The organism is Stappia sp. TSB10GB4, assembly GCF_900185745.1.
In the GTDB taxonomy this organism is placed as follows: domain Bacteria; phylum Pseudomonadota; class Alphaproteobacteria; order Rhizobiales; family Stappiaceae; genus Stappia.
The window spans coordinates 62,498-73,240 of the sequence record NZ_FYAV01000064.1 but is presented as its reverse complement, the minus strand read 5'-3'; the positions used below and the strand labels follow the sequence as shown (position 1 = coordinate 73,240).

At 68.8% G+C, this 10,743-nt stretch carries 12 protein-coding genes; 5 read left to right on the top strand and 7 right to left on the bottom strand.

The annotated features are described in order from the left end of the window. Window positions 1-424 precede the first annotated feature (424 nt). From TSB10GB4_RS19010 to TSB10GB4_RS18990, 5 genes are read left to right on the top strand one after another with little or no spacing between them, the layout of a single operon-like run. On the top strand, window positions 425-1,171 hold the full coding sequence (locus TSB10GB4_RS19010) for a TetR/AcrR family transcriptional regulator (protein WP_244570965.1): 747 nt from the start codon (window positions 425-427) through the stop codon (window positions 1,169-1,171). Continuing rightward, window positions 1,168-1,989, top strand: a complete 822-nt coding sequence (locus TSB10GB4_RS19005) for an enoyl-CoA hydratase/isomerase family protein (RefSeq protein WP_186397039.1) — start codon at window positions 1,168-1,170, stop codon at window positions 1,987-1,989. The genes TSB10GB4_RS19010 and TSB10GB4_RS19005 overlap by 4 nt, the downstream gene beginning before the upstream one ends. After that, window positions 1,986-3,524, top strand: a complete 1,539-nt coding sequence (locus TSB10GB4_RS19000) for an AMP-binding protein (protein WP_244570964.1) — start codon at window positions 1,986-1,988, stop codon at window positions 3,522-3,524. Before TSB10GB4_RS19005 ends, TSB10GB4_RS19000 begins: the two co-directional genes overlap by 4 nt. Continuing rightward, the gene (locus TSB10GB4_RS18995) at window positions 3,524-3,904 is read left to right on the top strand and encodes a MaoC/PaaZ C-terminal domain-containing protein (protein WP_186397038.1); all 381 of its coding nucleotides are present in this window, start codon (window positions 3,524-3,526) and stop codon (window positions 3,902-3,904) included. The genes TSB10GB4_RS19000 and TSB10GB4_RS18995 overlap by 1 nt, the downstream gene beginning before the upstream one ends. After that, window positions 3,901-4,269, top strand: a complete 369-nt coding sequence (locus tag TSB10GB4_RS18990) for a phosphate acetyltransferase (RefSeq protein WP_186397037.1) — start codon at window positions 3,901-3,903, stop codon at window positions 4,267-4,269. Before TSB10GB4_RS18995 ends, TSB10GB4_RS18990 begins: the two co-directional genes overlap by 4 nt. A gap of 80 nt (window positions 4,270-4,349) precedes the next feature. Here TSB10GB4_RS18990 and TSB10GB4_RS18985 read toward each other — a convergent pair whose 3' ends face one another. From TSB10GB4_RS18985 to TSB10GB4_RS18955, 7 genes are all read right to left on the bottom strand, one after another. Then, window positions 4,350-4,562, bottom strand: coding sequence for a cold-shock protein (locus TSB10GB4_RS18985; protein WP_067220344.1), 213 nt, complete (start codon window positions 4,560-4,562; stop codon window positions 4,350-4,352). A 257-nt stretch (window positions 4,563-4,819) separates the two neighbouring features. Then, the gene (locus TSB10GB4_RS18980; RefSeq protein WP_186397036.1) at window positions 4,820-5,644 is read right to left on the bottom strand and encodes an alpha/beta fold hydrolase; all 825 of its coding nucleotides are present in this window, start codon (window positions 5,642-5,644) and stop codon (window positions 4,820-4,822) included. Then, window positions 5,641-6,699, bottom strand: a complete 1,059-nt coding sequence (locus tag TSB10GB4_RS18975) for a branched-chain amino acid ABC transporter permease (protein ID WP_186397035.1) — start codon at window positions 6,697-6,699, stop codon at window positions 5,641-5,643. The genes TSB10GB4_RS18980 and TSB10GB4_RS18975 overlap by 4 nt, the downstream gene beginning before the upstream one ends. 7 nt (window positions 6,700-6,706) lie before the next feature. Beyond that, on the bottom strand, window positions 6,707-7,690 hold the full coding sequence (locus tag TSB10GB4_RS18970; RefSeq protein ID WP_208984879.1) for a branched-chain amino acid ABC transporter permease: 984 nt from the start codon (window positions 7,688-7,690) through the stop codon (window positions 6,707-6,709). A 41-nt stretch (window positions 7,691-7,731) separates the two neighbouring features. Beyond that, window positions 7,732-8,457: an ABC transporter ATP-binding protein gene (locus TSB10GB4_RS18965; protein ID WP_186397034.1), complete on the bottom strand. Its 726-nt coding sequence runs from the start codon at window positions 8,455-8,457 to the stop codon at window positions 7,732-7,734. After that, entirely contained in the window at window positions 8,450-9,256 is an 807-nt protein-coding gene (locus TSB10GB4_RS18960; RefSeq protein WP_186397033.1) for an ABC transporter ATP-binding protein, read from the bottom strand. The genes TSB10GB4_RS18965 and TSB10GB4_RS18960 overlap by 8 nt, the downstream gene beginning before the upstream one ends. 156 nt (window positions 9,257-9,412) lie before the next feature. Beyond that, entirely contained in the window at window positions 9,413-10,609 is a 1,197-nt protein-coding gene (locus TSB10GB4_RS18955; RefSeq protein WP_186397032.1) for a substrate-binding domain-containing protein, read from the bottom strand. Window positions 10,610-10,743: the final 134 nt, after the last annotated feature.

Genomic DNA, 10,743 nt, shown 5'->3' with positions numbered 1-10,743 from the left:
AAGGAAGCGGCAGGGACCCTGATGACGACGGGCGAAAGCCCAACCCCGGTCCGGTCGCCTGCCACTGGTCTCCCGGCGGTTCAGGCCGGGAGACCGCCCAAACTCTACCACCTCTTCAGACGAACAATCCCGGTCAAGCGCAGCGCAGAACCGGGAACCAGAGGTACCCTCAGCAAGGGCGGGGCGGAAGGCGCTTGCTGCAGCATCGGCAAGTGCAATGCCGCGCCAACCTCTCCCGGCGTCTTCCCGGACGGCGCGCAGCGCCGAGCCGGGATCGGCGAGCCACCGCGGTCGCCCCCCTTGCCGGAGCGCCTCCGCCAGCGCTCTCGGCTGTGCGATCCCGCGCCTCCCCCTGCTTTGCGCTTGAAACTCCCGCGCAAAACATGAATAGTGATTCATAATTCATATTAAGGGTGGAAATGTCGTGAACGAGGTGAGGACGGGCAGAGGCGCGGGGCGGGCGAGGGACCGCGCACGCGCAACGGGCCGGCGCGTCGTCGAGACTGACGCGGCGACGGCCGATCCGGCAAGGGAAATCGTCGGCGATGCCGAGGCCGAGGCCACATCCGGCATGCCGAAGACCGCGCGCGGCGCGGCGACCCGGCGGGCGATCCTCGAGGCCGCCGAACGGGTGATCGGCCGCCAGGGCTTCAACGAGGCCTCCATCGGCTCCATCACCCGCGAGGCCGGCGTCGCGCAAGGCACCTTCTACATCTACTTCGCGAGCAAGGACGAGGTCTTCTCCGAGCTGGTCGCCGAAATGGGCCGCATGCTGCGCCATGCGATCAGCGAGGCGACCTCGGGCTACACCGACCGGCTGCAGGCCGAGCGCGAGGGCCTGCGCGCCTTCCTCGCCTTCGTCTCGGCCCATCCCGAGCTCTACCGCATCGTCCAGGAGGCGCAATTCGTCGATCGCGAGGCCTATCTCGCCTACTTCCGCACCTTCGCCGAAGGCTATCGCGAAGGGCTGGCGCGGGCGGCAAGCGCCGGCACCATCCGCCCCGGCGACGCCGAGATCCGCGCCTGGACGCTGATGGGCATCGCCCGCTCGCTCGGCGAGTTCCAGGTGGTGTTCGGCGGCACGGCGCCGGTCGACACCATGGTCGAGGTCGCTCACGACCTCATCGAGAACGGCCTCAAGGTCGGCGGCAGCAAAGGGACGGGCGAATGAGCGCCGCCGCCTGCGATCTCGGGCATCTCGACCTCATCCATCTCGACTGGCGCGAGGGTGCCGCCTGGCTGACGCTCGACCGCCCCGGTCGCGGCAACGCCCTGGTGCCGGAGCTGCTCGCCGCCTTGCGCGCGCGGATCGCCGAGGCGCGGCAGGCAGGGGCCGGTGCGCTGGTGCTGACCGGCCGCGGCCGTGCCTTTTCCGCCGGCGGCGATGTCGCCCGCTTCGCCGCGCTTGCCGACGACCGCGACGCCCTCGTCGACTGGTCGCGCGAGATCGTCGGCGCGCTCAATGCGGCGATCCTCGACCTTCTCGCGTTTCCCATGCCGGTGATCGCCGCGCTCAACGGTCCGGTCACCGGCGGCTCGGCCGGGCTGATGCTCGCCGCCGATATGGTGGTGATGAGCGAGGGCGCATTCCTCCAGCCCTATTATGCGCAGATGGGCTTTGCGCCCGATGGCGGCTGGACGGCGCTGCTGCCCGCGCGCATCGGCACAGCGCGGGCGCTGGAGGTGCAATATCTCAACCAGCGCCTGACCGCCGCCGACTGCCTGCGTCTCGGTCTGGCGAGCGAGACCTGCCCGCCGGCGGAGCTGGAGGCCCGCGTGCGTGCGCGGCTTTCGACCCTTGCCGGGATGGACCCCGGCACCCTCGCCGTGGCCCGCGCCAATGTCTGGAGCGAGGAACACCTAGCCGCCGTCGCGAAGGCGCTGCAGCGCGAGCTCGACGGCTTTCTGGCGCTGATCGCCCGGCCGCAAACCCGCGAGCGGATGCAGGCCTTTCTTGCCCCTCCCGCGGCCGGGGAGGGGCGGCGATGATGTCCTGGGTCACCGACATGGCGGCCAAGCGCGCCGAGCTGACGCCGGATCGCATCGCCTTCACCGATCACGAGACCGGCGCGCAACTCACCTTCGCCGAGGTCGAGGCGAAGGCGAGCCGCACCGCCCGCGCCCTGTTGGCGCAGGGCATCGACGCCGGCGAGCGTGTCGCCGTGCTGTGCCACAACCATCCGGACTTCTTCGTCCTGCTCTTTGCCGCCCAGAAGGCCGGCATCGTGCTGCTGCCGCTCAACTGGCGCCAGCCACCGGCCGAGCTCGCGCCGGTCGTCGCCGCCTCCGGCGCGCGGCTGCTGCTGCATGACGGCGCAACGGCCGCGACCGCACGCGCGCTCGCCGGCACCCTCGCGCTCGATCTCGTCGGCTTCGCCGATGCGCCCCTCGGCGGAGAGGCCCCCCATCTCGACACGCTCGCCGGCGACCTCTCGTCCGCCCCGCTCAGTGACACGCGGATCGAAGCCGGCCGGCCCTGGTATCTGCTCGCCACCTCCGGCACCACCGGCACGCCGAAACTGGTGATCCAGACGGCGGAAATGGCCTGGGCCAATGCAGTCAACTACACCCAGGCGACGGGAATTTCCGGCAAGGACCGCACGGTCAACTTCCTGCCGCTGTTCCACACCGCCGGCATCAACCTGATGACCCTGCCGCTGTTCCTTGCCGGCGGCGAGAGCATCGTCCTTCACAAGTTCGATGCCCCTGCGGTGCTGCATCTGATCGGCGCCGGCCGGCTCACCGCCTTCTTCGGCGTGCCGGCGATCTACCAGGCGATCGCGCTGGAGCCGGGCTTCTCGGCAACGGATTTCTCCGCCCTGCGCTCGCTCGGCTGCGGCGGCGCGCCGATGCCCGCCCCCCTGCTGGAGACCTATCTGTCACGCGGCGTCACCGTGTGCAACGGCATGGGCATGACCGAGACCGGCCCGACCGTGTTCCTCGCCGACCCGCAGGATGCGGCGCGCAAGATCGGCTCGGTCGGCAAGGCGCAGATCCTTGCCGAGGTGCGCCTCGTCGCGGTGACGGGCGAGGTGGTCGAGGGCGAAGGCGAGGGCGAGCTGCAGATCCGCGGCCCCGGGGTCACGCCCGGCTATTTCGGCAATCCGCAGGCGAGCCAAGCCGCCTTCGCGCCGGGCGGCTGGCTGCTGTCGGGCGATGTCGCCCGCCGCGATGCCGACGGCTGCTACTACATCGTCGATCGCATCAAGGACATGTACATCTCCGGCGGCGAGAACGTCTATCCGGCCGAGGTCGAGCGGGTGCTCATCGCCCATGAGGACGTGCTCGACGCGGTGGTGATCGGCGTTGCGGACGAGAAATGGGGCGAGGTCGGCGCCGCCTGGCTGATCCCCCGGCCCGGAGCCGAGATCGATGTCGCGGCGCTGACCCGTTGGTGCCGCGAGCGGCTCGCCGGCTACAAGGTGCCGCGTGCCTTCCATATCGTCGACGACCTGCCGCGCACCGCCGCCGGCAAGGTGCAGAAACACATTCTCAAGACCAGGCACGGGGAGAGCGGCCGGTGATGACGGCAACGGACGAATGGACGGCGCGCTGGGTGCCGACACAGGCGGATTTCGACGCCTTTGCGGAACTGTCGGGTGACGACAATCCGATCCATGTCGATGCGGAGTTTTCGGCGCGCACCCGTTTCGGGCGCACCGTCTCGCACGGCATGCTGCTCTACTCGCGCCTCTGGGCCCTGCTGCGCCAGCGCTATCCGGAGCACCGTCACGCGATGCAGGCGCTGATGTTCCCCAATCCCGCCTATGCGGAGGAGGAACTGGAGCTTGCCTTCTCGAAAGGCGATGAAGACGACGCCGGGCTGCTGGCGATCACCATTTCGCGGGTCGCCGACGGGGCGCCCGTGCTTGTCGGGCAGTGCCGGCTGGAGGCGGGACGATGAAGCTGAACGTGGGACAGAGCGCCGAGGTGAGCCGCCGCTTCCCGGCCTCGGATGCGGCGGTCTTCGCCGGGCTCGCCGGGCTGGACCACCTGCCGGAGGCGGTGCCGCAGCCGCTGATCGGCGGGCTGTTCTCCTATCTCCTCGGCGTCCGGCTGCCGGGCTTCGGCACCAACTACCTGAAGCAGGAAATGTCCTTCCTGTCCGAGGCGCGCTTCGGCGAGACGTTGACGGCGCGGGTGACGATCACCCGCCTGCGCCCGGAAAAGCACCTCGTCGACCTTGAGACCGTGTGTCTGGGCGAGGACGGCCGGCGCATCTGCGAAGGCCGGGCGCTGGTCTATGTCGAGGATGTCGCCGCCGCCTGAACGGTTTCCGCGACGAAAAACGCCGCCGGCGGGGCCGGCGGCGTCGGAAATTCGGTTCCTTGCGGAACGGCCCGATCTGCTCAGGCGAGCTCGAGCTGGGCGGCCTGCAGGCCACGACCGCGACGGTCTTCCTCGGTCACGAAGGTCAGCGTGGTGCCCTCGGCCGGAACGGCGAGGCCCGAACGCTCGAAAGCCGTGATGTGGACGAACACGTCCTTGCCGCCCTCGGCCGGGGTCACGAAGCCGAAGCCACGATCATGGTTGAAGAACTTCAGGGTGCCGGTCTGGCGCATGGGAAAACTCCTGTCCCGTGTCGATAGTTAAGCGCAAGTAAGCGCGCTTGCTTGCGCGAGCGTGGCATTCAGAAACGGGAAAGGCAGTTCTGTTCGACAGAACCGGTCACGGGGACCAGGAAGCGCCGCATACCGAAACTTTCTTAACCGGGTTCGAATTTTCAAGCCCGCTGGGGCCGGTCCGAAAACCGACGCGGCGAATTGTATGCGAAAACCCTGAGACCGGCAAGCGCCGCCGCAGCCTCCGCCCTGCGGTGTCATGGTCTCGGGAGCCCGCCCGGCGCGCTGCCCGCCCGCACGAAGCCGGCCAGCATCTCATTGAAGGCGCTCGCTTCCTCCAGATGCGGCGAGTGGCCCGACCGCGCGAAGACCTCGATGCGGGCGTCGGCGAGGCGGGCCGCCTGCCACGCGGCCGCGGCCGGGCTGTAGAGCTGGCTGAGGCCGCCGCGCGCCAGCACCACGGGCACCGTGATGCGCGGGATCAGCCCTCGGAAATCCTGCAAGGTGAGCGAGCGCCACATCGCAGCGAGCAGCTTCGGGCTTGCCCCGCGCATCTCCCGTTCGGCGAAGTCCACCAGCTCCTTGCGCGCGCTGGCGGCAAAGCTCCGCCGCGCGGTGGCCGGCGCCAGCAGCGGCCACTGGCTCTCGATCGCCTTCAGGAACACCGCGTTGCGCGGCCCGTCGAGGCCGTTCAGCGTGCCGAGCCGCCAATCCGGGTCGTTGAGGACGCGCGGCGCCATGTCCTCGACCACCAGCGCGGCGATCCGGTCGTTGCCATGGCGCGCGATCAGCGACCAGGCGACAAGCGCGCCCATCGACCAGCCGACCAGCACCGCGCCGGCGATCTCCTCCTCCCGCATCAGTTCGGCGAGCGCGTCGGCGCCGGCCTCGATGCTCGGCGTCACCGCGTCGCCGGTCTTGCCGTGGCCCGGCAGGTCCGGGGCGATCACCTCGGTAAGGTCCGCCAGCGCGTCCATTTGCGGGGCGAAGAAGCCGCCATGGCAGGACCAGCCGTGCAGCAGGATCAGGACGGGCGTTCCGGGCCGGCGGCGGCCGGCCCGGCGCAGATGCAGTCTGCTCATCTACGGTTCCTCAGCCGGCCGACGATGCCGTCCGGGAAGAAGTAGACCGACAGGATGAACAGCGTGCCGAGCCACAGCAGCCAGCGTTCCGGCGCCACCAGGTCGGGCAGCAGCGGCAGACCGCGCGTCGCTGTCTCAGCGCTCGCCATCAGGCTCTGCAGATAGGTCTGGGCGAGGATGAACAGGCTGGCGCCGATCACCGCCCCGTACATCGTCCCCATGCCGCCGATCACCACCATCAGGAGGATGTCGATCATGATCTCCATGGACAGCGTCGTCGCCGGTCCCGTGTAGCGGATCCAGATGGCCAGCAGCGCGCCGGCAAGGCTCGCCATGGCGGCGGAAAGCACCGTCGCCGTGGTGCGGTAGCGCACCACCCGGTAGCCGATCGCCTCGGCGCGGAAGGCATTGTCGCGCACCGCCTTCAGCGTCGTGCCGAAGGGCGAGTTGACGATGCGCAGCATCACGAGGAACAGCACCAGGGCGCTGAAGAAGATGAGGTAATAGGCGAGCAGCCGCCCGTCGATCCGCACGTCGAAAATCCGCAGGTCGGTGAGGCGGAAGGCCGGCGTCAGCTCGCGCGGGATGCGGTAAGTCAGCCCGTCCTCGCCGCCGGTGATCGAGGAGAGCTGCGAGACCAGGACGGCGAAGGCGCTCGCCACCGCCAGCGTCACCATGGCGAAGAAGATCGCCTTCACCCGCAAGGAGAACAGGCCGATGGCGAGCGCCAGCGCGCAGGACAGTGCCGTTCCGGCCAGCACGCCGACAAGGATCGCCAGGAACGAGGCGCCGAGACTGCCGAGCGCCAGCGCCACGCCATAGGCGCCGATGCCGAAGAACATCGTATGGGCGAAGGAGACGATGCCGGTATAGCCGAGCAGCAGGTCGTAGCTCGCCACCAGCACGATGAAGATGCAGATGCGCGCGGCCGTGTCGAGCGGCTTGGTGCCGGGAAACAGGAACGGCGCGAAGGCAAGGCAGAGGCCGATCGCGATCAGTAGCAGCGCAAGCATGCGGCTGTTCGGACGATCGCCGGAGAGCAGGGTGTTGATCATCTTGCGCCTATTTCGCCTTGACCACGGGATAGAGGCCCTGCGGCCGCCACATCAGGATGGCGACCATCAGCGCGATGGTGGAGACCAGCGCCACCTTGGGCGCCAGGAAGGCCATGTAGTTGGCGAGCAGCCCGACCAGCAGCGCGCCGATGAAGCAGCCCTCGATGGAGCCGAGCCCGCCGATGATCACCACGACGAAGACCAGCACCATGATCTCCGAGCCCATATGCGCGGTGATCGTCTCCTGATAGAGGCCCCACATGATGCCGCCGAGACCGGCGAGCGCCGAGCCGGCCATGAACACCAGCAGGAACAGCCGGTTGATCCGGTAGCCGAGCGCCTCGACCATCTCGCCGTTCTCCACCCCGGCGCGCACCAGCAGGCCGAGCTTGGTCGCCCGCAGCACGTGGCGCATGGCGAGGAACAGGACGAGGCCGATCGCCACCGCCAGCATGCGGTATTTCTCGATCGCCGCTTCGCCGACGATGAACGAGCCCTGCAGCGAGGGTGGGCGGGCGACATGGATCGCGTCCGGCCCCCAGATCACATGGATCAACTGCTGAGCGACGATCAGCCCGCCCATGGTGACGAGGATCTGCTTCAGGTGGTGGCCGTAGACCGGCTTGACGATCACCCGCTCGAAGGCGAGCCCGAGCGCCCCCGTCACCGCCATCGAGGCGAGGATCGCCAGGAACACGGCGGCAAGGTTGAGCACCACGGCCGGGTTCTGCGTCCAGCCGGACAGCCAGGCGAGCACGGTGAAGCCGACGAAAGCGCCGACCGACACGAAGGCGCCATGGCCGAAATTGATCACGTCCATCAGGCCGAAGATGACCGTGAGCCCCGAGGCCATGATGAAGATCATCAGCCCCATCGCGAGCCCGGCGACGGTCAGCGTCAGCCAGACGGACGGGTTGCCGATGGCGGCAAGCCCGGCGAGGGCCAGCACCGGCGCCAGCAGCAGCGGCGCCGCCTTGCCGAGCCGTTCCATCGCTGTCGGCCCCACCAGGCGGGGACGGATTGCGGTCTCGCTCACTGGTGTACCTCCAGGCTGAGGCCCATCAGCTTCTCCTGCAGCGACACGTCGGCGGCTAGCTCCGCCATCGCGCCCGCATGGACGATGCGCCCGTCATCCATCACCGCCACCGTGTCGCCGAGCGCCGAGGCCATGGCGAAGTTCTGCTCCACCAGCAGGATGGTGGTGTCGGTGTCCTTCAACTGCTTCAGCGCCGCCGTCATCGCGGCGATGATCGCCGGCGCCAGCCCCTTGCTCGGCTCGTCGATCAGGATCAGCCGGCGCGGCTCGATGATCGCGCGGGCGACCGAGAGCATCTGCTTCTGCCCGCCCGACAGGGTACCGGCGGCCTTGTCCCAGAACGTGCCGATCGGCGGGAACAGCTCCTTGATCCAGGCAAGGCGCCTTGCGTCGAACGGGCCGCCGGTGGCGGCAAGGCGCATGTTCTCCGCCACCGTCAGGTCGGCGAAGATGCCCATGTTCTCCGGCACATAGGCAATGCCCGCGCGGGCGATGTCCGGCGTTGCCAGGCCCTGGATCGGCCGGCCGTCGAAGGTGATGGTGCCGCGGCTTGCCGTCCACAGGCCCATGATGGTGCGCAGCGTCGTCGACTTGCCGGCGCCGTTGCGCCCCAGCAGCATGGTCACCCCGCCGCGCGGCACGGCAAAGCTCACCTCATGCAGGATGTGATAGGGGCCGATATGGGTGTGGACGCGCTCCAGCGTCAGCAGCGCGTCAGCCATGAGCTGTCTCCGTTGCGGCAGCGGCTTCCGTCGTCGCGGTATCTGGCGCCTTGCCGAGATAGGCTTCCTGGACGATGGCCGAGCGCATCACCTCGCCCGGCTCGCCGTCGGCGACCAGCGCGCCGTTGTGCAGCACGACGATGCGGTCGGCCAGCGTGCGGATCACGTCCATCTTGTGTTCGACGAGGAGGATCGTGCGGTCCTTGTCGGCCTTCAGTTCGCGGATCAGGTCGAGGATCACCGGCACCTCGTCGACGCTCATGCCGGCGGTCGGCTCGTCGAACATCATCACCTGCGCGCCGAGCGCGATCATCAGGGCGACTTCCAGCTTGCGCTGGTCGCCATGCGGCAGGGCGGAGACGGTGACGTTGCGCTTGTCGGCGAGCCGCACCTCGGCCAGCACATGCTCGGCCCGCTCGATCAGTTCCACATGCGAGGCGGCGCGCGAGAACAGGTCGAAGCCGCGATGGGCGCGCGACTGCACCACCAGGCGGACATTCTCGCGCACGCTCAGGCTCGGAAACAGGTTGGTGAGCTGGAACGCCCGGCCGATGCCGCGGTCGCAGCGGTCGGCGACGCCGAGCCGGGTGATGTCCTCGCCGTTGAGGCGGACCGTGCCGGCGCTGGCCTTGAGCTGGCCCGAGACGAGGTTGAAATAGGTGGTCTTGCCGGCGCCGTTCGGGCCGACGATGGCGGTCAGCGTGCCGCGGTCGAAGGCGCAACTGACGGCGTCGACGGCGACATGGCCGCCGAAGCGGATCGTCAGGTCCTCGGTTTCGAGAACGGGCGGTTCGCGCATGAGGGCTGGGCTCCGGGAAAGGGGGCTCCGGGTCGGGAGACGTTCGGGCGGCCCGGCCGCGGCGAGGGACCGGGCCGCCTCGCGTGGCGGACTTTGAAACACGCTTTGGGAGTGCCGCCGAGACGACGCGTCTTCCAAAGTCACCACACGAAAGCGTCAGCGCGTGTTGCGGATCGGGATGTTCATGTCCTCGATCTTCAATTCGCGCACCAGTTCCGGAATGCCCCACTCGACATCCGGGTCGACCCGGATCTTGAAGTGGTACATGGACTGCAACGCTTGGTGATCCTCCGCGCGGAAGACCATCGTGCCCTTCGGCGTCTCGAAGGACATGCCCTCCATCGCCGTGATCAGCTCGTCCGTGTCGGTCGAGCCGGCCTTGCGGATGCCCTCGACCACGGCGATGGCGGCCGACATGCCGCCGGCGGTGAAGAAGTCCGGCGGCGAGCCGTGGCGCTTCTCGTGCTCGGAGACCAGCCAGTCGTTCGCCGGGTTCTTCGGGATGTCGTGGTAGTAATAGGTGGCGCCTTCCATGCCCGGCAGCGCCTTGTAGGCCTGCATCGCGGCGAGGATGTTGCCGCCGGTGGCGATCTCGATGCCGAAGCGCTCCGGCTCCATCGCCTTGATCTTGCCGATCGGGTTGTTGGCGCCGGCCCAGATCACGAACAGGAACTTGCGGCCCTCGATGTCCTTCATCGCGTCGAAGATGCGCTGGGCGCTGGCGGTGAAGTCCTGGGTGTCGGTCGGGGCGTATTCCTCGAAGGCGAGGGTGGCGCCGGTGTCGGCCAGCGCCTCGCGGAAGGCGGCGACGCCGTCGCGGCCGAAGGCGTAGTCCTGCGCCAGCGTGGCGATGGTGACGCCGTCCTTGCCGAGCGCCACCGCATTGGCGATGGCGTCCTGCGAGGAGTTGCGCCCCGTGCGGAAGATGTAGCGGTTCCAGTTCTCGCCGGTGATCGAATCGGCCACCGCCGGCTCGACCAGCAGGATCTTGCCGTATTCCTCGGCGACCGGCAGCATCGCCAGAGCGACACCCGAGGACACCGGCCCGACGGCCAGATGCACGTCGTCGTCGCCATAGGCCTCGGCCAGGGCGGCGCGGCCGATATCCGGCTTGAGCTGGGTGTCCTTCTCGATGACGACGATCTTGCGGCCATCGATCTCCATCGTGCCGTCGGTGGCGTATTCCAGCCCCATCATGAAGCCGATATGGGACTGCTTGCCATAGGCCTCCAGCGCGCCGGTCTTGCCATAGACATGGGCGATGCGGATGTCCTCGGCCTGCGCCCCGGCGCCCAAGGGCGCGGCGGCAAACGCTGCGGCAAGCAGCGCGGCCGCGGTGGCATGTCTGATCATGGTGTCCTCCCTGTGGCGCAAGGCGCGGGCCGCTCCTCCGGCCCGCCGCTCCGTGGCGCCACATATATATGACGCATGATTCATGTTTCATGTCAATCGGCGCCCGCGCCGGACGCGGTTTCGCCGCTCCCGCC